The organism is Bradyrhizobium sp. 186, assembly GCF_023101685.1.
GTDB lineage: Bacteria > Pseudomonadota > Alphaproteobacteria > Rhizobiales > Xanthobacteraceae > Bradyrhizobium.
Window position 1 is genome coordinate 9,540,342 of record NZ_CP082164.1, and the last position, 19,954, is coordinate 9,560,295.

Annotated in this window: 19 protein-coding genes and 2 pseudogenes; 9 read left to right on the forward strand and 12 right to left on the reverse strand. The window is 65.3% G+C overall.

What is annotated here, in order from left to right; translation table 11 throughout:
• Nucleotides 1-58 precede the first annotated feature (58 nt).
• Both IVB18_RS45510 and IVB18_RS45515 read left to right on the forward strand, forming a co-directional pair.
• The gene (locus tag IVB18_RS45510; protein ID WP_247986569.1) at nucleotides 59-742 is read left to right on the forward strand and encodes a response regulator transcription factor; all 684 of its coding nucleotides are present in this window, start codon (nucleotides 59-61) and stop codon (nucleotides 740-742) included.
• Between the two features lie 8 nt (nucleotides 743-750).
• Entirely contained in the window at nucleotides 751-2,679 is a 1,929-nt protein-coding gene (locus tag IVB18_RS45515; protein ID WP_247986570.1) for an ATP-binding protein, read from the forward strand.
• A gap of 47 nt (nucleotides 2,680-2,726) precedes the next feature.
• Here the strand turns inward: IVB18_RS45515 and IVB18_RS45520 are convergent, their stop codons facing one another.
• Entirely contained in the window at nucleotides 2,727-2,984 is a 258-nt protein-coding gene (locus tag IVB18_RS45520) for a hypothetical protein (RefSeq protein WP_247986571.1), read from the reverse strand.
• Nucleotides 2,985-3,229: 245 nt separating this feature from the next.
• On the opposite strand from IVB18_RS45520, the gene IVB18_RS45525 reads away from it, so the two are divergent.
• Together IVB18_RS45525 and IVB18_RS45530 are read left to right on the forward strand one after the other, a co-directional pair.
• Entirely contained in the window at nucleotides 3,230-3,454 is a 225-nt protein-coding gene (locus IVB18_RS45525) for a hypothetical protein (RefSeq protein WP_247986572.1), read from the forward strand.
• Between the two features lie 236 nt (nucleotides 3,455-3,690).
• Complete coding sequence (locus tag IVB18_RS45530) at nucleotides 3,691-5,271, forward strand: GMC family oxidoreductase N-terminal domain-containing protein (protein ID WP_247986573.1); 1,581 nt, start codon at nucleotides 3,691-3,693, stop codon at nucleotides 5,269-5,271.
• Nucleotides 5,272-5,279: 8 nt separating this feature from the next.
• Here the strand turns inward: IVB18_RS45530 and IVB18_RS45535 are convergent, their stop codons facing one another.
• The 4 genes from IVB18_RS45535 to IVB18_RS45550 form a co-directional block, all read right to left on the reverse strand.
• Nucleotides 5,280-5,981: a hypothetical protein gene (locus IVB18_RS45535; RefSeq protein ID WP_247986574.1), complete on the reverse strand. Its 702-nt coding sequence runs from the start codon at nucleotides 5,979-5,981 to the stop codon at nucleotides 5,280-5,282.
• Between the two features lie 85 nt (nucleotides 5,982-6,066).
• Nucleotides 6,067-6,777, reverse strand: coding sequence for a hypothetical protein (locus IVB18_RS45540; protein ID WP_247986575.1), 711 nt, complete (start codon nucleotides 6,775-6,777; stop codon nucleotides 6,067-6,069).
• 132 nt (nucleotides 6,778-6,909) lie between these two features.
• On the reverse strand, nucleotides 6,910-7,158 hold the full coding sequence (locus IVB18_RS45545; RefSeq protein ID WP_247986576.1) for a hypothetical protein: 249 nt from the start codon (nucleotides 7,156-7,158) through the stop codon (nucleotides 6,910-6,912).
• A gap of 187 nt (nucleotides 7,159-7,345) precedes the next feature.
• The gene (locus IVB18_RS45550; RefSeq protein WP_247986577.1) at nucleotides 7,346-8,311 is read right to left on the reverse strand and encodes a nitronate monooxygenase; all 966 of its coding nucleotides are present in this window, start codon (nucleotides 8,309-8,311) and stop codon (nucleotides 7,346-7,348) included.
• Nucleotides 8,312-8,415: 104 nt separating this feature from the next.
• Between IVB18_RS45550 and IVB18_RS45555 the strand changes: the two are divergent.
• Nucleotides 8,416-9,977 (forward strand): annotated as a pseudogene (locus tag IVB18_RS45555) (AMP-binding protein).
• A gap of 438 nt (nucleotides 9,978-10,415) precedes the next feature.
• Here IVB18_RS45555 and IVB18_RS45560 read toward each other — a convergent pair.
• From IVB18_RS45560 to IVB18_RS45590, 7 genes are all read right to left on the reverse strand, one after another.
• Nucleotides 10,416-11,189 carry a thioesterase family protein gene (locus IVB18_RS45560; RefSeq protein ID WP_247986578.1) on the reverse strand — a complete coding sequence of 258 codons (774 nt, stop codon included), beginning with the start codon at nucleotides 11,187-11,189 and terminating at the stop codon, nucleotides 10,416-10,418.
• A 208-nt stretch (nucleotides 11,190-11,397) separates the two neighbouring features.
• Complete coding sequence (locus IVB18_RS45565) at nucleotides 11,398-12,366, reverse strand: nitronate monooxygenase family protein (protein ID WP_247986579.1); 969 nt, start codon at nucleotides 12,364-12,366, stop codon at nucleotides 11,398-11,400.
• A gap of 293 nt (nucleotides 12,367-12,659) precedes the next feature.
• Nucleotides 12,660-14,060 carry an aspartate ammonia-lyase gene (locus tag IVB18_RS45570; RefSeq protein WP_247986580.1) on the reverse strand — a complete coding sequence of 467 codons (1,401 nt, stop codon included), beginning with the start codon at nucleotides 14,058-14,060 and terminating at the stop codon, nucleotides 12,660-12,662.
• A gap of 36 nt (nucleotides 14,061-14,096) precedes the next feature.
• Nucleotides 14,097-14,639, reverse strand: coding sequence for a hypothetical protein (locus tag IVB18_RS45575; RefSeq protein WP_247986581.1), 543 nt, complete (start codon nucleotides 14,637-14,639; stop codon nucleotides 14,097-14,099).
• 47 nt (nucleotides 14,640-14,686) lie between these two features.
• Nucleotides 14,687-15,289: a YqaA family protein gene (locus IVB18_RS45580; RefSeq protein ID WP_247986582.1), complete on the reverse strand. Its 603-nt coding sequence runs from the start codon at nucleotides 15,287-15,289 to the stop codon at nucleotides 14,687-14,689.
• 45 nt (nucleotides 15,290-15,334) lie between these two features.
• Nucleotides 15,335-15,739, reverse strand: a complete 405-nt coding sequence (hisE, locus tag IVB18_RS45585; RefSeq protein ID WP_247986583.1) for a phosphoribosyl-ATP diphosphatase — start codon at nucleotides 15,737-15,739, stop codon at nucleotides 15,335-15,337.
• A gap of 118 nt (nucleotides 15,740-15,857) precedes the next feature.
• A complete protein-coding gene (locus IVB18_RS45590; RefSeq protein WP_247986584.1) occupies nucleotides 15,858-16,244 on the reverse strand; it encodes a hypothetical protein in 387 nt (128 codons plus the stop codon).
• A gap of 224 nt (nucleotides 16,245-16,468) precedes the next feature.
• On the opposite strand from IVB18_RS45590, the gene IVB18_RS45595 reads away from it, so the two are divergent.
• The 4 genes and pseudogenes from IVB18_RS45595 to IVB18_RS45610 all read left to right on the forward strand — a co-directional run bounded on the left by IVB18_RS45595 (nucleotide 16,469) and on the right by IVB18_RS45610 (nucleotide 19,828).
• Complete coding sequence (locus IVB18_RS45595) at nucleotides 16,469-17,518, forward strand: ABC transporter substrate-binding protein (RefSeq protein ID WP_247986585.1); 1,050 nt, start codon at nucleotides 16,469-16,471, stop codon at nucleotides 17,516-17,518.
• Between the two features lie 21 nt (nucleotides 17,519-17,539).
• Nucleotides 17,540-17,629 (forward strand): annotated as a pseudogene (locus tag IVB18_RS45600) (plasmid maintenance system killer protein); the annotation flags it as partial.
• A gap of 16 nt (nucleotides 17,630-17,645) precedes the next feature.
• Nucleotides 17,646-17,957 carry a HigA family addiction module antitoxin gene (locus IVB18_RS45605; protein ID WP_247986586.1) on the forward strand — a complete coding sequence of 104 codons (312 nt, stop codon included), beginning with the start codon at nucleotides 17,646-17,648 and terminating at the stop codon, nucleotides 17,955-17,957.
• A 74-nt stretch (nucleotides 17,958-18,031) separates the two neighbouring features.
• Nucleotides 18,032-19,828, forward strand: a complete 1,797-nt coding sequence (locus IVB18_RS45610) for a glucan ABC transporter ATP-binding protein/ permease (RefSeq protein WP_247986587.1) — start codon at nucleotides 18,032-18,034, stop codon at nucleotides 19,826-19,828.
• Nucleotides 19,829-19,954: the final 126 nt, after the last annotated feature.

Sequence of the window (19,954 nt, forward strand, 5' to 3'; positions counted from 1 at the left end):
CGCCCCGCGGTTAAGCTTGGCCTTGCGCCGCAGGGGACACGCAGCCGGGACCATGATCATGACCGAACAGGGCGAGAGCGGTGAGGCCATCACCATCCTCCTCGTCGAGGACGACGCACCGACCTGCTGGCGGCTCCAGGACGCGCTGGTCAAGGCCGGCTACGAGGTGCGCACCGCGGGCACGCTCGGGGAGGCCCGCTCCGCGCTTGGTGACAGCGCGCCGCGCGTGCTCTTGACCGACCTGCGGCTGCCCGACGGCCACGGCGTCGAGCTGATCCGCGAGACCCGGCGGCGCTTTCCCGACACCGAGATCATGGTGATCTCCGCGCTCGGCGACGAAGAGAGCGTGATCTCCGCAATCACGGTGGGCGCGACCGGCTATCTCCTCAAGGACGCCTTCCCGACCGACATCGCCACCACCGTGCGCGATCTGGTCGCCGGGCACTCGCCGATCTCGGCCTCGATCGCGCGCTTCATCGTGCGCAGAACACAAGGGACCGCGCAAGGGTCAGTCGAGCCGCCGCCGGGCCCCGCGCTCAACACGGCAAAGCTTACCCCGCGCGAGATCGATATCCTCTGGGGCATCGCCAAGGGTTTCAGCTACGCCGAGATCGCAGGCCATCTCGGCCTGTCGCGGCAGACCGTGCCCGGGCACATCAAGAACATCTACCGCAAGCTCGAGGTGCACACGCGCAGCGAGGCCGTGTTCGAGGCGGTGCAGCAGGGCCTGATCAAGCTGTGAGCCAGGCCGTGAGCGAGGTCGCGGCAAAGGCGATGGTCACGGCGCAGGCGCTGCGGCGGCGGCGGTTCTCGCGCCTCGTTTCCTATGTCCTGCTCCAGCTGCTGATCGTGATCGCCACCATCCTGGTACTGCGGCTGGTGCCGCCGGACGATCCCGACGACTACGCCGTCTCCGAATTCTCTCTGCGGGAGAACGGTGCGGCGCGGCCGGTGACGTTGCCGCATTACACCTCGTCGCGATATTCGCTCGACGACCCGCCGCTCTACAGTGGCGCCTTCACCTTCAGGGCGCACGACGCCGCAGCGGCGTGGTCGGTATTCCTGCCGCGCTTCAGCAACGGCGTGGAGGTCGCGGTCAACGACGTCGTGATCCTCGACAGCAGGCGCGATGCCACCGCCAACCGGCCCGACCGCAACACGCCCGAGATCGCGCTGGTCCCGTCAGCGCTGCTTCACGACGGCTCGAACCAGCTCACCGTGCGGCTGTTCGTATGGGGGCCACTGAAGGGCTTTCTCGACACTGTCTATGTCGGGCCGGACGCGAGCTTGCGTCCAGCCTACGAGACGCGCACGCTGCTGTTCGTCACGCTGCCGGTGGTGTTCTCCGCCTGGCAGTCGCTGCTGGCCGTGATCCTCGCGACCATGTGGCTGATGCGGCGCCGCGAACCGGTCTATGGCGTGCTCGCGGCGGGGATGCTGGTCGGCGCGGTGCAGGCATTCGTGCCGCCGCCGGTGCCGCCTGCCCCGTATCCGCGGCTCGCCGCCATATTGCTGGCGTCGGCGCCAATCGAAAGCGCACTGGTCGTCGTGTTCGCGGTGCTGTTCTTCGGCTGGCGCTGGCCGCGTTACGGCATGCTGCTGTTCGCGCCAGGCGTGATCATCCTGATCGTCGGGCTGCTTGCGAGCCAGCCGGCGCCGCGCATCGTCTTCCTGTTTCTCGGCGTGCCGACCGTCGGCCTTTGCCTGATGCTGCTCGCCGTCATCGTGACCAAGGCGGTGATCAGGCGGCAGGATGCGGCGAGCCTCACCTTCGGCTGCGCCGTCACGATCGTGCTGACCTGCTGGTTTCACGACATGCTCTCGGTGTTCGAGTTCGTGCCGGACGATCGCACCTTCGTCACGCGGCTGTCCTATTCGGCGATGCTGGTTGCGATCGGCGCCGGGCTGACCTGGCGCTTCGCCCGCGCGCTGAATGAGGTCGACAGCTTTGCCGGCCAGCTTGTCGAGCGCGTGCGCGAGGCCGAGGAGCGGCTGAAGACGAGTTTCGCCCGCGAGGAGGAACGCGCCAGGGCCACCACGCTCGCCAACGAGCGCACGCGGCTGATGCGCGACCTGCATGACGGCCTCGGCGGCCAGCTCGTCAGCATCGTCGCGCTCTCCGAGCGCGGGCATGAGGGCGCGACCATCACTGACGCCGCGCGCGCCGCGCTGAAGGATCTTCGCCTCGTCATCGATTCCATGGACGACATCGGCGGCGACCTGATGCTGGCGCTCGGCTCCTGGCGCGAGCGCGCGGCGATGCAATTGCGGCCGCATGACATCACCCTCGACTGGCGCGTGGCGACCCCGCAGGGCCTACCGCTGCATTCTGAGCTCCGGCCATGGCACGTCATCCAGATCGTGCGCATCCTCGACGAGGCCGTGACCAATGCGGTCAAGCACGCACAGGCGCGCAATATCGCCGTCAGCATCGAGACGCTCGACAATGGCCAGGGGCCGTACGGCGTGATCAGCGTGGGGGACGACGGCAGGGGCTTTGCGCTGACCGGCACCGGCGAAGCCGCAATCGCAAGCCAGACGACGCGGGGCCTGCGCAACATGAGAAGCCGTGCCGCGCGCTGCGGCGCGGTGCTCAATTTGAGCTCGGATGCCGCGGGCACGCGCGTGCAACTGCAATTGCCGCAAATCTTTCCGGACAACGACGCGGCCCCGGGCTGAAAAGGTCCCCTCTCCGAACGTGTGGGGGGCACGGAGAGGGGATCCGCTCAGCGCACGCCGACGCGATTGACCGGGCCGCCGCGATTCATCGGCGTGCCCGCGCGAACGCCGACACCGGGCGCGCCGACGCCAGGCGTCGCCACCACGACCGCGGCGGTCGGCCGCACCACGCAGCCCCTGGGCACGCCCACGGTCTTGCAATAGACCACCGCTTGCGCCGGACTCGTGCCCAGCGACACCATTGCCGCACCCGCCAGCGCCATGACCGTCAGCCCGGCGCTCAGCGCTCCTGCTTTCTTCGACATCTTGCTCTCCTGCTTCCCGTTCGGCGCCCTGATGCAATCACCGGGTCTCGCGGCCGACGTGCAGTCTCAATGGCAAAGGACGGCGCGCCGATACATGCCATGAAGATGGGGGTACGGCAGGCGTCGCGGCCCGACCGTCGCCGCCTGATGCCATGAACATGGCATGGACCGGCGACTGACCTCCGCGAGATGGTCCGGCCCGCTCGATCCCCAAGCGGGCCCAACGACAATCAAAGAGGTGTTTTATGAAGACTTCGGTTCTTGCCGTGCTGCTGCTCGCCACCGCCGCCCTGCCCGCCGCAGCGCAATCCGGTCCCACGCCGCAGGAGCAGATGACCTGCCGCGGCGACGCCGGCAAATTCTGCGCTGAGCATATCGGCAAGCCGCCCCAGATGAATGCATGCCTGCGCGAGAACAAGGCGAAGCTCTCGGACGCCTGCCGCAAAGTCGTGGAGTCGCACGGCGGGTGATCTTTCTTCCTTCTCCCCTTGTGGGAGAAGGTGGCGCGAAGCGCCGGATGAGGGGTTCTCTCCGCGAGTCGACATCGCGAGAGTTTTCCGTGCTGATGGAGCCCCTCACCCGTCTCGCCGCTACGCGGCGAGCCCCACAAGGGGAGAGGGGAAGAAAGGCCTCGCGCTCCTTCTCTTGAAGCACAAATCTTGCAAGCGCTCCGCGGTATGGTGCTGTGACTCGCGGAGCGACTTCAATGTACGACACGATCATCGTGGGGGCCGGCTCGGCTGGCTGTGTGCTGGCCAACCGGCTGTCGGCCGATCCGCTCCGCAAGGTGCTGGTGCTGGAGGCCGGCCACGCTGCGCCATTCGCCTCGGACATTCCGTCGGACTGGCCGACGATGTTCAACACGGCGGTCGACTGGGGCTTCTACACCGAGCCGCAACAGGGTTGCCGCGGACGGCGGATCTTCTGGCCCCGCGGCAAGATGGTCGGCGGCTCCGGCGCGATGAATGCGATGATCTACATCCGCGGCCTGCCGTCCGATTATGACGGATGGGAGAAAGCGGGCTGTGCGGGCTGGGCCTGGCGCGACGTGCTGCCGAAATTCATCGCCTTTGAGACCAACGCGCGCTTCACCGACGATCCCCTCCACGGCACGCGCGGCCCGCTCCATGTTGCCGACGTTCCCCACGTCGACCCGAATGAATTGAAATGGCTGGAGGCGGCGCAGGCCGCGGGGCTGCCGCAAAATCCCGATTTCAACGGCGCGACCCAGGAGGGCGCAGGCTTCTTCCAGTTCGTCATCAAGGACGGCGAGCGCTTCGGCACCGGTAAGGCTTATTTGCGGCCGGCGCTGACGCGCGCCAATCTCGCGCTGAAGACCGGCGTGCGCGTGACCCGCATCATCATCGAGCGCGGCCGCGCGATCGGCGTCGAATATCTCGAGAACGCACAGCCGAAAAGCGCTTTCGCAGCGAGCGAGGTCGTGCTCGCCTCAGGTGCTATCGGCTCGGCGCAACAGCTCTTGCTGTCGGGCATCGGCCCGGCCGACGAATTGAACGCAGTCGGCGTGAGTGTGGTGCATGACCTGCCCGGCGTCGGCAAAGATCTCCAGGATCACATCAATATCCCCATCACCTTCTACACCAAGGAAAAGATCGGCGTTGGCGCCTGGACCGATGAAAGTCTCGCCAAAAGCCTTCAGGAGTGGCAGGCGAGCCGCTGCGGTCCGCGCACCTCGCCCTGGGTCGCCGCCGGTGCGCATGTGAGGAGCCGCAGCGACGTCGAGCCCGACCTTCAGCTCTACGGCGCGATCAGCCCGCACCGCGACTATGTCCGCTTCCTGTCATCGAAGCCCGGCATCACGCTGCACGCGACGCTGCAACGGCCGAACAGCCGTGGCCAGATCACGCTGCGCTCGGCCGATCCGATCGAGTATCCCGCGATCGATCCCGGCTATTTCGTCTCGGACGCAAGCGGGAGCGACATCGCCACGATGATCGAGGGCGTGCGCATCAACCGCCGCATCGCCGCGCAATCGCCGTTGAAGGAAATGATCGAGGGCGAGGTCACGCCGAGTGCGGAAGCGAGAAGCGACGCGGAGATCGCCGACTATATAAGCGGCCATTGCACCACGCTCTATCACGCTGCCTCGACCTGCCGGATGGGCACGGACGATCTGGCTGTCGTCGATCCGCAACGGTTGCAGGTGCGCGGCATCGACGGTCTGCATGTCGCCGACGCCTCGGTGATCCCGATCATGATTTCCGGCAACATTCAGACGCCGACGATCCTGATCGCCGAATGCGCGGCCGCGGCGATTGTGGGCTGACGACAGCGTCAGTCGTCGTCCGGATCGAACAGCCTGATCTGCGGGAAACCGCTGCGCGGGCGGGCCGAGAAATCGCGCGCGTCGGAATCTTCGCGGACGTTGCGCGCGACGTCATCCCAATTGGTCTGATCGCGCATGCCGCGTGGCGCGCGGAAATCGTAGTGGCGGCGCTCGGCCCAGCGCTCGCGGCGTTCCACTCGGCGCCGTTCGGAGGCGGCACGCTTCACGTCGGAATCCCTGGCCTTGGCATAGGCGTTGTCAGGCGAGGATGCGGGCTGCGTCGAAGCCTGCTGCTCGGCGGGTTTGGCGGCTTGCGGAGACGAAGCGGACACGGGCTTGGACGGCTCGGCCGCGGCGGTCTGCGGTGGTGGAGACGCCGGTTCAGTCTTGGGTTCAGTCTTGGCCTGAGTGTTTTGCGCGGCGGACTTGGCTTCTTCGGGTTTGGCTTCGTCCTGCGCCTGCGCGGGCGCCGCGGTCATCGCGCCGAACGTTTGCGAGCCGGTGAGATACTGGACGCGCTCCGACGGCGCGCTTGCCGTGGTCGTCGCGGCCGCTGGCTCGGCGCGCTGCGCCGTCTTGCCGGTATCCGGGCCCTGCTTCGGCGCGGTCGGATGCATGATATTGCCGGCGACGATGCCGCCGCCGAGACCAATGGCGATGGCCGCAACGATCGATCCGACACCGACGAAATAGGCTGTCGAGGCGCGCATTGATCCACTCCTTGTTCGGAGCGGGCAACGCCTCAGGATTGACGGATGTTCCTGATATGAGGAGGTTCCTGACGGAACCCGCGCGTCAGATTTGCTGCGCGACCTTTTCCAGCCCGATGATGCGGGTGAGCTTGCGCACTTCTTCCTTCTGATCGTCACGCAACTGGAACAGCAGCGGCATCGCGGCCGACTTCAGCTGCTGGACCTCGTCGCAGTTCGGATCGATCGGCACGCCCGGCGCGTTCGGATTGGAGAGCTTGTTTGCCGAAATCTTGCGGACAACATTGCGTAGCGCGGTCTCGACCGAGGGCCAGTAATATTCCTGCGAGGACGACAGTTTCAGGCGATCCCTGATGCCCGAGATCTGTACCTCGGAGAGCAGCGAATAGGATTTCTGCGGCTGCGGCTTGGCAACGACTTTCGGCTTGGCCGGGGCTTCGACGGCCGGAGCCTCTGCAGCGGCGGGAGCCTCGTTCACGCTCGCCTTCGGCATCGGGAAATCGGACGGCGTGGCGGCGGCAAAGGCCTGGCGCAGCGGCTCGGCCAACACGGGCATTTGCGAGAGCTTGTCGGCCGGCACCTGCACCGGCTCGATCGCGGCCGAGGCCAGCGCCAACGTCGGAAGCAGCCGGTCGGCCTTGGCGGCACGGTTGGCGGCGAACGGCTTGGGCGGCGGCGCTTGCGTGATCATCTCAGCGTTGACGCTGGGCACGCTGTCCCGGCCCAGAATGGCGGCGGTGGCGGCGCCGAGAACGAGGAAGCAGGTCAGCACGACGATGGTGATGGCTTTCGACAAACGTCTCTCCGCGTCCGGCTTCAAGTCCACGTGATCACAGCCCGGAAACTGGGCGGTAATTAAGGCTCAACCGTGCCATTGCGGCGGCAATCGCGCGGACTGCGGCGACATGGCCAGGAAACATCAACGAAATCAGGCCGCTAGCGCCAGATCATAGGCGTCCTGGATATCCGCGACGATCTCGGAAGCCTCCCAGACCGCGCGCGGCTCGACCGATTGCAGCGTCACCGTCCAGTTGCCGCCCCGGCGGGTGCGGGGCACGCTGAGGATGTCGAAGCGCACGTTGCGGCACAGCGGATGGCGGGCCAGCGCATGCGCCACGCGGAGGCGGATTTCATCCAGCGAAGCCTGTGTCTTGGAGTTGAGAAAATCGAAATCCATCGCCTGTCCCTCTCGGTCCCGATTGGCGGCCGTGAGGGGATTCTTGACCGGCGATGGTTAATCTGCCGTTAAGCGCGGCGGGGCGCAGGCGCCCGGGATTAGCTGTGATTGGGCGGTACAGCCTTCTCCATCGCCCCGTTCTTACGGGGAGAGGGGTCGGGGTGAGCGGCGGGCGAGGTGAAGAGAACTAGCGTCCGCGCGCTTCGCGATATTCAGACAGCGTCCGCGCGACGAGATCGTCCACTGCGAGCACCTCGGCGACGCCCGACGTCGAGTGCCCCCCGCTCCAGATGTCGCGCCAGCGTTTTGGACGGGTTTCGCGCGCGGCGAGGTCGATGTCCTTGCCGATATCGATCGCGCCGCGCGCCGGCAGGTTGTCCGGATCGAGGCCGGCGGCGATGATCGACGGCTTCAGCATGTTGGTCTGGAGCCCAGTGAACGCGGTGGTCAGCACAATGTCGTCGGCGCTGCTCGCAACCAGCATCTGCTTGTAGCGGTCATCCGCCATGCTCTCGGGCGTGGCAATGAACTTCGTGCCCATATAGGCGAGATCGCAGCCGAGCACCTCGGCTGCGTGCAGCGCGCAGCCGTCGCTGATGCCACCCGCAAGCACGATGATGCCGTCGAAGAATGTGCGCACCGCGCGGACGAAGGCAAACGGGTTGAGCCAGCCGGTCTGGCCGCCGGCGCCCGCCGTAAGCAGAACGAGCCCATCCGCGCCCGCTTCCGCCGCACGCTCGGCGTGACGGATCGAGGCAACGTCGGCGAGCACCAACGCGCCGGCGTCATGCAGAGGCTTCAGCACGGGCGCGGGCGAGCCGACCGAGGTGATGACGATCTCGGGCTTGTGCCGCAGCAGCACATCCAGGTCCTGCTCAAGCCGCGCGTTGGAGCGATGCACGATCAGGTTGGGGCAGATCGGCGCCGGCTTACACCCGGTCCGGTCGGCATGATGCTGCAATCGCGTGTCGATCTCGGTGAGCCACTCGTCGAGCTGTTCCGTGCTGCGGCAATTCACCGTCGGAAAACTGCCAATCACGCCGCTGCGGCAAGCGGCGATCACGAGCTCGACGCCCGAGACCAGAAACATCGGCGCCGCGATCAGGGGCAGGCTGAGACGATCGCGGAAATGGTGCAGTCGATCGGACCTCACACATGCCTCCCTACGGCTTTGCTGTTTCCAGCCGCATTCATTGTGCTAGCGTTGCGGCAACATTGGCACGACGAGAAGCCGATGACAAAACGACGAGGAAACATATGCCCGATCCGCTCTACGCATTTCCTCCGGTTTGCGCGCAGACGCTACGGGCGCTGGCGCGTTACCCCGGCCGCACGGCTTTCAGTTGGCCCAGCGGATCGCTGACCTATCAGGGTGCGACCGACTTGATCGGCCGCATCCAGGGCGTGTTCATGCGGCTTGGCCTTCAGCCCGGCGCCCGCGCGGCCTTCCTCACCGCCAACCGCGCCGACACCTGGTGCGCGGGCGTTGCCGCACAATTGTCGCGGCTCGGCATCACCTGGCTGCATCCGCTCGGATCGCTGGACGACCAGCTGTTTCAGCTCGAGGATTCCGAAGCCGAGATGCTGGTGGTCGATGCGTCCGCGTTCCGTGACCGCGGCGGCGAGCTCGCCGCCAAGGCAGGCCGGCTCAAAGCCGTCTTCACGATGGGACCCGCCGACTATGGCGTCGATCTCTTGCAGGCCATCGAGACCGCGGGCCATGCGTCGCCGCGCTGCCTCGCTGGCCCGAACGACCTCGCCGCGCTGAACTACACCGGCGGCACCACCGGCAAATCCAAGGGCGCGCTGCGTTATCATCGCGAATATGGCGGCTACGCCGCTGCAATCCTCGCCGATTTCGAGATCCCGGAGGCCGCGCGCTATCTCACCGTCGCGCCGATCAGCCACGTCGCGGGCACGAAAGTGCTGCCGACCCTGATCCGCGGCGGCACTGTGCACATGCTGAAGGGCTTTGATCCCGAGGCCGTGCTGACGACCATCGCGCGGAGCGCATCAACTTCACCCTGCTCGTGCCGACCATGATCTACGTGCTGCTCGACCATCCCGCGCTTCCCAACACCGACCTCTCATCGCTGGAGCTCGTTCTCTATGGCGCCTCCGCGATAGCACCGAGCCGGCTGGTGGAGGGTATCGAGCGCATCGGCCCGGTGTTCTCGCAGCTCTACGGCCAGACCGAGTGCTATCCCGTCTCGGTGCTGCGCAGGGCGGACCATGATCCGAAGACGCCGGAGCTGCTTTTATCCTGCGGCTTCCCGATCGCGGCCTGCGAGGTCAAAATCCTCGACGACAACGACCAGGAGGTGAAGACCGGCGACGCCGGCGAGATCTGCGTGCGCGCCCCGCATGTGATGGCGGAATACTGGAAGCGGCCGGACATCACGGCCGAGACACTGAAGAACGGCTGGCTGCATACCGGTGACATCGCGCGCAAGGACGAGCGCGGCTACATGTTCATCCTCGACCGCAAGAAGGACATGATCATCTCCGGCGGCTTCAACATCTTCCCGCGCGAGGTCGAGGACGTGTTGTCGCAGCATGCCGGCGTCGCAATGGTCGCGGTCGTCGGCATCCCCGACGAGAAATGGGGCGAGGCGGTCACCGCAATCGTCGTGCCGCGCGAGGGGGCTCAGCCCAATCCCGACGAGCTGATCAACCTGGTGAAATCGCGCAAAGGCCCGGCGCATGCACCGAAGCAGATCCAGTTCGTCAAGCAGTTGCCTATGACCGGCGTCGGCAAGGTCGACAAGAAGGTGCTGCGCGCAATCTTCTGGAGCGGGCGGGACCGGATGGTGGGGTAATCGTCCAGATTGCAATGCCGGTTCCTGACACACGAGCCACGCGAAAGGCCGGCGCATGTCGGCGTTTCCACCCGGGATTTTACGGTGTTGTTGTGGCCGCCCGACAACAACGTGCCACGGACTGCGCGGGCGCGATGCCCGCGCAATTGCGGGCGAATCAGCGAATCAACTAGACCGCTAACGGGGCTGGGAAGCGGAGTGTAAAATGAGAGTCGCTTCCTTGGAAAGTGCGGTGGCTGCGGTCACGTTGATCACGGCTATCATTGTCTTGCTGTGGGAGATCGAGATCGTCTACGGCATGTGAACTGGCAGGACGCTGGCGTCGAACAAGAGGCCTCCGGACAAGAAGAGGTTCGCGACCAGGGCATCCCTTCCGCGGCGGCGGAAGCCTGCCATTCAAACGGATCCGGGAGTGACCGCGGGTACCGGCCGTCACGATCACCGCTTCTCGATCACGAGGCTCTGCACCGCGCGACCGAAATAGCCCTGCCGGTCGGCGAGCCGCGACATCGCAAGGCCCGTGCCGTCGGGACCGATCCAGGATTCGCCGTCGAGCAGGATCCACTCGCCGACCGGCTGGCGCGAAAAGCTCACGGTGAGGTCGGCGTTGATGTAGGTCCATGCGCGGAAGTCGAGCGTCGAGGCGGTGCCGTTGGAGAAATCGGCGGCGACCACCGCGCGCATCGCCTGCGAGACCGCTTCGCCCTCGATCAGGGGATGGGCGACGCGAAACCAGATCGCACCGGCGCCGGCCTGGCCGAAGCGGCCGCGCGCGGCACGCATCGAGACCGATCGCACGAACGGGCTGGTGGCGGCGTGGCCGTCCTCGACCAGCGAGTCCTCGGGCGAGGGCAATTCGACCGGCAGCGCCTTGACGTCGTCGGGCAAGGTCAGCGCCTGGCGCTTGATCTTGAGCACGGTCGCGCCGACGACCTGCACGCCGTCGGCGAGCAGCTTGATGCCGCAGAGCTGGATCTTGCGGCCCTCGCGCAACACCTCGGTCGCAATCGTGAGCGGCGCCACCGGCACCGGCCGCATCAGGTCGATGGTGACGCGGGCGATATCCACCGCGACCTGCGTCGGGATGCGCTCGGCCGCCCACGTCACCAGCGAGGCTGGTGCCGAGCCGTGCTGCATGCATCGGTCCCACGGGCCCGCGGCATCGGGGCTCGTGACCACGCTGTTGCCGTCGACGCGGTAGATGGCGGTCATCGCTCAAATCTCTGTTGGCTGAAACGCTAGGAGTCCGAAATTCAGCTGTCGTCCCGGCGAAGGCCGGGAGCCATTACCCCATGGAGAAGTTTGGCGCGAAGCTCTCAACTTCGAGTCTTCGTCAAACTACTCCCTGTGGCTATGGGTCCCGGATCAGCGCTCCGTTTGTCCGGGACGACGGATGAGAGATGCCGAACGACAGCGTGGATCACAGCGGCGGATCGATCGCCTCGTCGTATTCCTTCTTGAAGCGCGCGATCAGCTCGGCTGCGGGCATGACCTTCTCCACGCTGCCGATGCCTTGGCCTGAGCCCCAGATCTCCTTCCAGGCCTTCGGCTTGGCGCGCTCGCCAGAGGCGTCGGTGCCGAAATTCATCTTGGAAGGATCGGACGTCGGCAGGTTTTCCGGATCCATGCCGGCGGCCAGAATCGACGGCTTCAGATAGTTGCCATGCACGCCGGTGAAGAGGTTGGAATAGACGATGTCGTCGGCCGTCGCGCCCGCGATCATCTCCTTGTAGTTCTCGACTGCATTGGCTTCCTTGGTCGCGATGAAGGCGGAGCCGATATAGGCGAAGTCGGCGCCGAGAATGCGCGCGGCGCGGATCGCCTTGCCGTTGCCGATCGCACCGGACAGCGCGATCGGGCCATCAAACCATTTTCGCGTTTCAGCGACGAACGCCAGCGGCGAGATGGTGCCGGCATGGCCGCCGGCGCCGGCGGCGACCAGGATCAGGCCGTCGGCGCCCTTCTCGATCGCCTTGTGCGCGAATTTCTGGTTAATCACGTCGTGGAAGACGATGCCGCCCCAGCCGTGCACGGCCTGATTGAGTTCCTCGCGCGCGCCGAGCGAGGAGATGATCATCGGCACCTTGTACTTGGCACAGAGCTGCATGTCGTGGTCGAGCCGGTTGTTCGACTTGTGCACGATCTGGTTGACCGCGAACGGCGCCGACGGCTTGTCGGGATGCGCGCGGTCATAGGCCGCGAGCTCTTCGGTGATCCGCGCCAGCCACTCGTCGAGCAGCTCCGGCGGACGCGCGTTCAGCGACGGAAACGAGCCGACCACACCCGCCTTGCACTGCGCGATCACGAGATCGGGCACCGAGATGATGAAGAGCGGCGAACCGATCACGGGGATCGAGAGGCGCCCTTTGAACAAGGCGGGCATGGACATTGCGAAACGATCCTTTTTTGGCAGACAAAATCGAAAGCTGGAAGCCATACCAACAAGGCAATCTTTCCACTGTCAAGTATTGCGTTTTCCCGCCGCCCGGCGGACGCCGTTACCGCAATTCCAACGCGCGGAATTCGCCGTGCAAGTACACTGAATTTCCCGCTTCGTCATTCCGGGGCGCGCGAAGCGCGAACCCGGGATCCATCTCGCCATTTACGCTGAGGCATGATGGATTCCGGGCCTGCGCCTGTCGGCGCATCCCGGAATGACTGATGCCTGCGCACGATGAACCTTCACGCAATAAAATCAGGATTGATCAGCCGCTCGAACGAGAACATCTCGTCCCATTTCTCCTGCGTTAGTAGCTTGCGCTCGACCACCACGATCTGGTGCAGCGACTTGCCGCTCTTGTAGCCTTCGCGCGCGATCTCGGCGCATTGCTTGTAGCCGAGCAGCGGCTTCAGCACGGTGACGATGCCGAGCGAGTTGAGCACCATGTTGCGGGTGTGCTCCTCGTTGGCGGTAATGCCGAGCACGCAGTTCTCGCGCAGGCTGTTGACCGCCCGCTCCATGGTGCGGATCGAGAAGAACAGCGCGAATGAGATCACCGGCTCCATCACGTTGAGCTGGAGCTGGCCGGCGGAAGCGGCAAGCGTCACCGTGGTGTCGAGCCCGATGACGAGGAAGCTGGTCTGGTTGACGACCTCGGGGATCACCGGATTGACCTTGCCCGGCATGATCGAGGAGCCTGGCTGGAGCTGCGGCAGGTTGATCTCGTTGAAGCCGGCGCGCGGGCCCGAGGCGAGCAGGCGAATGTCGTTGCAGATCTTGGTGAGCTTGCTCGCGGTGCGCTTGAGCACGCCGGACAATTGCACATAGGCACCCGTGTCCGACGTCGCCTCGACGAGATCGCCGGCGAGCACGAAGTCGACGCCAGTGAGCGCGCTCAGGTGCCGGACCGCGAGCTTGGGATAGCCCGCCGCCGCGGTGACGGAAGTGCCGATCGCGGTGGCGCCGAGATTGATCTCGCGCAAGAGGGCACGCGCCTCGGAGATGCGGTCGACTTCCTCGCCCATCGTGGTGCCCCAGCCGCGGAATTCGGCGCCGAGCGACATCGGCACGGCGTCCTGCAAATGGGTGCGGCCCATCTTCAGCACGCGGTCGAATTCGCGGCCCTTGGTGAAGAAGGCCTCCTGGAGCTGACGCAGCGCGGTCATGTAGCTCTCGAGCCGCAGGATCAGCGCAAGGCGGAAGGCGGTCGGATAGGTATCGTTGGTCGACTGGCCGTAATTGACGTGATCGTTGGGGCTGACGTGCTGGTAGTCGCCCTTGGCGAAGCCGAGCGACTCCAGCGCGAGATTGGCGATCACCTCGTTGGCGTTCATGTTGGTCGAGGTGCCGGCGCCGCCCTGGATGAAGTCGGTGACGAACTGATCCATCATGTCGCCGGCGATGACGCGATCGCAGCCCAGGATGATCGCGTCGGCGACCTTGGCGTCGACCGCGTCGAGGTCGCGGTTGGCCATGGCTGCGGCCTTTTTGACGTAGCCAAGCGCCTTCACGAAGTAAGGCTCCTGGCTCATCGGAATGCCGGTGATGTGGAAGTTCTCCTTCCCGCGGATGGTCTGGACACCGTAGTAGATGTCGTCGGCGATCTCACGCTGTCCGAGGAAGTCCTGCTCCGTGCGGCTCATGGGCGCTCCTTGTTACTCGCGCGCGGCGTCATCGCATCAGTTCTGGCACAGCGCGCTGGTGACGAACGTATCGGTGCGGCAATCGTCCGGCTTGCGGACACGGCCCGGGATCAGAACCTTGGCCGAGCATTTCTCGGCGGAGTCGGCGTTCAGGCTCTTGCCTTCGCGATAGCCCTTGCTCTGGCAGAGCTGGTCGGCAGCCTGCTTGCAGTCGGGCGCGCCGTTTTGCGAGGCCGGGCAGGCCATGCGTCCTGACACCATGGTGGATGGCGTCGCCAGGCGCGACAGGTCGTTCATGGTCTCGCTCGGGCTTTTGATCGGCGGCAGGATCGAGGGCAGCTTGTCGAACAGCTTGCCCATTTCGTTGATCAGCCCGAGATTCTCCTCGCGCGGCGGCGGCGCCGGTGAAGCGGGAGTCGAGGGCGGCGGTCCCTGCTCCTGCAAGCCGAGCGGAGGCGATGTCGATTGCGGCGATGCCGATTGCGGCCATCCGGTCGCGCCGGAGCCGACCAGGAGCAGCAGCATCGCTGAAGTCAGCGTCCCCAGCCGCACCGCCGGATTGCCGGATCGAACCATCATGACGGCAACCGTAGCCGAAGCCGGCGCGGTGGCAAAGCGCCGACGTCCTAGATCAGCTTGATTGCGATCACGAAGCCCAGCACGAGCACCGCGGCGCCAATCGCCACCCACAATCCGAGATGCTTCTCGATCCTGACCCGGATCCAGTCGCCATAGCGGTTGAGCAGGATCGCCACGATGAAAAAACGTCCACCGCGCGCAACGATCGAGCACAGGATGAACAGGCCGATATTGTAACCGGCAAAGCCCGAGGTGATGGTAACGAGCTTGTAAGGGATCGGCGTCAGGCCCTTGAGCAGGATGATCACCGCGCCCCACTCGGCATAGGAGGCGCGGAAGGCATCGACCTTGTCGCCGAGGCCATAGACCTGGATCAGCCAGTGGCCGACCGAGTCAAAGAGCAGCGCTCCGATGGCGTAGCCCAGCAGGCCACCAACCACCGAGGTCGCAGTGCAGACCGCCGCATAGACCCAGGCGCGCTGCGGGCGCGCCAGCGACATCGGGATCAGCATCACATCCGGGGGGACGGGAAAGAAGGAGCTTTCTGCGAAAGCCACGGCGCCCATGATCCAGAGCGCGTAGGGCTTATGGGCGGCGTCAATGCACCAGTCGTAGATACGTTTCAGCATGGCGCCGCGATGAAGCACCATGGGGCGGATTTGTCCATGCCGAGATTGAGGCGATTTGTGACGTTTCTAGTGGCGCTTGCGCGCCACCCGCCCCTCCAGCGCGACAATCGGCCGCCTGGCGGCAACGCGCGGTGACGCAACTTTGGGCAGCTTCATCGGCGACTTCGGCAGCTTCTCGGCGATGCCGAGCATGTCTTCCCGCCGCGTCATTTCGCGCCAAACGTCCTCAGGGCGCACGCCGGCCGACGCCCAGAGCACGGTGAGATTGTAGAGCAGGTCAGCACTTTCCCGGATCACGGCTTCGCTATCGCCGTTGACCGCATCGATCACGACCTCGATGGCCTCTTCGGCCAGCTTTTTCGCCATTTTGGAAGGACCACGCTGAAACAGCCGCGCGGTGCGCGATGTTGCCGGATCAAGGTCCCTGGCCGCGAGCACAGCCAGATATAGCCGCTCAAGCGAATCACTCATGGTACTCGAAACTACTCTAAACCAATGGCGAGCGCGTTAACGCCCGACGTAAAAAGCAAGAAACAAGCCGCCGCGGCAAGCGCGACGGCATGTTGTGGTCAATCGTTGGTGGCCAAAGCTAGTAGCAGTTCGTGTAGTAGCCTTGGCCGCAGAGCTCGGACGGAGCGGTGCCGCCGTAACGCTGATACTGGTAGTTCGGGCCCGGACCGTAATAGGGGCCGTTGCCGTAGTAGGCAGGCCCGCTGTAATAGGCAGGGCCGCTGTAATAGGCGGGACCGCCATAGTACGGCCCGTCGTCGTAGGCGTAAGCGTTGCGGGTCGCCGCGATTGCAAGCCCGGTGCCGACGATGCCGGCAAAGGCTGCGGCAGCCGCCGCGCCGCCGCCGCCATGCCAATGGCGGCCGCCTGCGTACGAGGCGGTTGGGGCGACCGCGGTCAGCGCCAGCACTGCGGCGGTAGCAAGGACGGCCTTGCGGCCGGCAAACTTCGAAAATCTGTCAAACATGTGTTGGACCCTCCTTGGGACCTCCAATGGCGCCTGGAGACAGGCTCATGTCTCTCAAACACCCGCATCCCATGTTGGGTTCCCCAACCCCAACACAAGCTGAACGGGGTTGCGTGATCGTGACGCAACCGCCGCTCATCCGCCGTTCATGTTGGCGCGGACAGAGTTATCGCCAGCCGGCGCTGCGAGCGTCATGAAACCACAATGCGGGACCGGCGCGACTGATGTTGGGATTCAAGACAATCGTCCTCCGCTGCCTGCTGGCTCTTTCGATCTCGCTTGCCACCCTCGCCGCACGCGAGGTCAATGCGGCCGAGACCGCCGCGCCGTCCGCGGCGATCCACTTCACCTTCGACCGCCCGCTCGATGCGAGCATGGCGCCGTTCTTCCTCGCCGCAAAAGACGGCAGGTTCGGCGCCGAGCGTCTCAACGTGTCCTTCAACACCGCGGCGGGATCGCCGGAAACAATTGCGCGCGTCGCCAAGGGCGACAGCGAGCTCGCGCTCGTCGACATGAACGAGTTGATCCGCTTTCGCGACAAGGACGATGCGGCGCCGGTCAAGGCGGTGTTCGTGCTGTTCAACCGCGCGCCTTACGCGATCGTCGCCCGCAGGAGCCGCGGCGTCCACCTCTTGCCCGATCTCGACGGCAAGACTGTCGGCGCTGCCGACGGCGACCTGTCGATGCGGCTGTGGCCGGCGCTGGCGCAGCAGAACGGCATCAATACCGCGCATGTGAAATTCCACAAGATGAGCGCAGCGGTACGCGAGCCGATCCTCTCCGCGGGACAGGTCGATGCCGTGGCCGGCTTCAGCTATCTTTCGGCGGTCAACCTGCGCGACCGCGGCGTACCGGGGAGCGATCTCGTCGTGCTGCGCTATGCCGACTATGGCTGCGAGGCCTATGGCTTTGCCGTGATCGCCAATCCCGCTTTCGCCGCGGCGAAGCCAGACGCGGTGAAAGGATTTGTCCGCGCATTGATCGCCGGCATCAACGCGACCGTCAAGGAGCCCGCGCGTGCGGGGGACGAGGCCGCAAGCCGCATCGACGATGGCGACCGCGACCTGGAGCTGGAACGCCTGCGCACCGTGCTCGTCGACAACATTCTGACCGACGAGGTCCGTCGCAACGGCCTCGGCGGGATCGACCCGGCACGCCTGGAGCGCTCGATCGACCAGGTCGCACAGGACTTCAAATTCCGCAAGCGGCCCGCCGCGGGCGATATTTTCGACGACCGCTTCCTGCCGCCGGTGCAGGGGCGGCTGATCAATTGAGACGCAGATCTTGACCTTTGGTACACGGTCCATGTGAATGGACCGTGGTGCATCACTTTCGAGTTCGAGAATGGTGAGGCCTATCGGGTCGATTTCGAGCAACATCACTAACTGAGCCGAGAGCGCCATGGCCGAATATCCTGCCAAGAGAAATCCGCGTCGCTGTCCCGTTCATCCCGGTGCAGTGCTCCGCGAAGACATGCTGCCGGCCTCGGGCAAGACCAAGGTCGAGATCGCGCGCCTCTTGAGCATTTCGCGGCAGCATCTTCACGACATCATGGAAGAGAAGAAGCCGCTATCGCCGGAGGTGGCGGTGCGCGTCGGAAAGCTGTTTGGAGGCGGCGCCGGCATCTGGGTCCGGATGCAGGCCGCTTACGACACCTGGCACGCGGAACAGACGGTGGACGTGAGCCATATCCCCACCTTGAAGGTGGCCTGAGACGTCCACACCAGTGTAGTCTTGCGACTCTTCAGTCGGTTGACTGACGACCTTCCCGCGGTCAAGCGTATCTCATGTCCATTTTTCGCCTCTACACTCGCGTTCTCGAGCTGCTCGGCAAGGAGGCACGGCTGGGCTGGCTGCTCGCGGTCGTCAATCTCCTGCTTGCGGGCTCGCAGTTCGCCGAGCCGGTGCTGTTCGGCCGCATCGTCGACGTGCTCTCCGGCAAGACGGAGGCCGGATCGAGCTCGGCTTGGCCATTCCTGATCGCCTGGGTCGCGTTCGGGCTGTTCACCATCGCCTGCAGTGCGCTTGTCGCGCTGCAGGCCGACCGGCTCTCCCACCGCCAGCGCCAGGCGGTGCTGACCAGCTATTTCGAGCACATCCTGCAACTGCCGCTGACCTTCCACTCCGGCACCCATTCCGGCCGGCTGATGAAGGTGATGCTCAACGGCACGGACGCGCTGTGGCGGCTGTGGCTCGGCTTCTTCCGCGAGCATTTTGCCGCGATCCTGTCGGTCGTGGTGCTGCTGCCGCTGTCGCTCTATCTGAACTGGCGGCTCGCGATCCTGCTGTTCGTGCTCTGCATCGTGTTCACCGCGCTGACGACCTTCGTCGTGCGCAGGACCTTCGGCATGCAGATGGAGGTCGAGGAGCATTACAGCGAGCTGTCCGCGCGCGCCTCCGACGCTCTCGGCAACGTCGCTCTGGTGCAGAGCTTTGTACGCGTCGAATCCGAGGTGAAGGGCTTGCGCTCCGTCGCTGATCAGCTGCTCGCGGCGCAGATGCCGGTGCTGTCGTGGTGGGCGCTCGTCACCGTTATCACGCGCGCCTCCACCACCATCACGGTGCTGGCGATCTTCACGCTCGGCATCGCGCTGCACGATCAGGGGCTCACCTCCGTCGGCGAGATCGTGATGTTCGTGAGCTTCGCCACGCTTCTGATCCAGAAGCTCGAGCAGGTCGTGAGCTTCATCAACAACGTGTTCATGGAAGCGCCGCGGCTGCGCGAGTTCTTCAACGTGCTCGATGCGGTGCCCGCGGTCCACGACCGGCCCGACGCGATCGATGCCGGGCGCCTCTCAGGCCTCGTCGAGTTCAACGACGTCACCTTCTCCTATGACGGCAAGCGGCCGGCGGTCGAGGACCTCTCCTTCACCGCGCTGCCCGGCCAGACCATCGCGCTGGTCGGCGCGACCGGCGCCGGCAAGTCGACTGCGATCGCGCTTCTGCATCGCGCCTTCGATCCGCAATCCGGCTTCATCAGGATCGACGGCATGGACGTGCGCGGCGTGACGCTGACGTCGCTGCGGCGGAACATCGGCGTGGTCTTTCAGGAGGCGCTGCTGTTCAATCGCTCGATCGCGGAGAATTTGCGCGTCGGCAAGCCGGATGCGACCGAAGCCGAGATGCGCAAGGCGGCGGAACGCGCGCAGGCGCTCGAATTCATCGATCGCAGCGGCGGCTTCGAGACCAATGCCGGCGAGCGCGGCCGCATGCTCTCCGGCGGCGAGCGACAGCGGCTGTCGATCGCGCGCGCGCTGCTGAAGGACCCGCCGATCCTGATCCTGGACGAGGCGACCAGCGCGCTTGACGCCGTCACCGAGGCCAAGGTGAATGCCGCTCTCGATGAAGTGATGAAGGGCCGCACCACCTTCGTGATCGCCCACCGTCTCTCCACCATTCGCAATGCCACGCGGATTCTGGTGTTCGAGAACGGGCGCGTGATCGAAGGCGGAACTTTCGATGAACTCGTGGTCAAAGGCGGCCATTTTGCCGAACTCGCCAGGGCGCAGTTCATGGTTCAGGAGAATGCACGGGCCAGCGTGACAGCGGCTGAGGCTGCTGCGACTGCGGCCAAGTCCCCATAGCACTGTCGAAATTCGGCCTATTTCATCGCTGAATACCCGCCCGAAGCCCCTATTCTCGACGCACCAGCCGGTATAGGTTTGCGACGCCGCAAGCGGCGACGCTGGATTTCAGAAACCGACGATCAG

Bases quoted from the DNA above. Each gene is read 5' to 3' on its own strand.
- IVB18_RS45580 (WP_247986582.1), bottom strand. From the start codon at position 15,289: ATGGTGCTTCATCGCGGCGCCATGCTGAAACGTATCTACGACTGGTGC.
- IVB18_RS45590 (WP_247986584.1), bottom strand. From the start codon at position 16,244: ATGTTTGACAGATTTTCGAAGTTTGCCGGCCGCAAGGCCGTCCTTGCT.
- IVB18_RS45520 (WP_247986571.1), bottom strand. From the start codon at position 2,984: ATGTCGAAGAAAGCAGGAGCGCTGAGCGCCGGGCTGACGGTCATGGCG.
- IVB18_RS45605 (WP_247986586.1), top strand. From the start codon at position 17,646: ATGGCCGAATATCCTGCCAAGAGAAATCCGCGTCGCTGTCCCGTTCAT.
- IVB18_RS45560 (WP_247986578.1), bottom strand. From the start codon at position 11,189: ATGACCGCCATCTACCGCGTCGACGGCAACAGCGTGGTCACGAGCCCC.
- IVB18_RS45575 (WP_247986581.1), bottom strand. From the start codon at position 14,639: ATGATGGTTCGATCCGGCAATCCGGCGGTGCGGCTGGGGACGCTGACT.
- IVB18_RS45510 (WP_247986569.1), top strand. From the start codon at position 59: ATGACCGAACAGGGCGAGAGCGGTGAGGCCATCACCATCCTCCTCGTC.
- hisE (WP_247986583.1), bottom strand. From the start codon at position 15,739: ATGAGTGATTCGCTTGAGCGGCTATATCTGGCTGTGCTCGCGGCCAGG.
- IVB18_RS45570 (WP_247986580.1), bottom strand. From the start codon at position 14,060: ATGAGCCGCACGGAGCAGGACTTCCTCGGACAGCGTGAGATCGCCGAC.
- IVB18_RS45610 (WP_247986587.1), top strand. From the start codon at position 18,032: ATGTCCATTTTTCGCCTCTACACTCGCGTTCTCGAGCTGCTCGGCAAG.
- IVB18_RS45525 (WP_247986572.1), top strand. From the start codon at position 3,230: ATGAAGACTTCGGTTCTTGCCGTGCTGCTGCTCGCCACCGCCGCCCTG.
- IVB18_RS45530 (WP_247986573.1), top strand. From the start codon at position 3,691: ATGTACGACACGATCATCGTGGGGGCCGGCTCGGCTGGCTGTGTGCTG.
- IVB18_RS45545 (WP_247986576.1), bottom strand. From the start codon at position 7,158: ATGGATTTCGATTTTCTCAACTCCAAGACACAGGCTTCGCTGGATGAA.
- IVB18_RS45565 (WP_247986579.1), bottom strand. From the start codon at position 12,366: ATGTCCATGCCCGCCTTGTTCAAAGGGCGCCTCTCGATCCCCGTGATC.
- IVB18_RS45535 (WP_247986574.1), bottom strand. From the start codon at position 5,981: ATGCGCGCCTCGACAGCCTATTTCGTCGGTGTCGGATCGATCGTTGCG.
- IVB18_RS45595 (WP_247986585.1), top strand. From the start codon at position 16,469: ATGTTGGGATTCAAGACAATCGTCCTCCGCTGCCTGCTGGCTCTTTCG.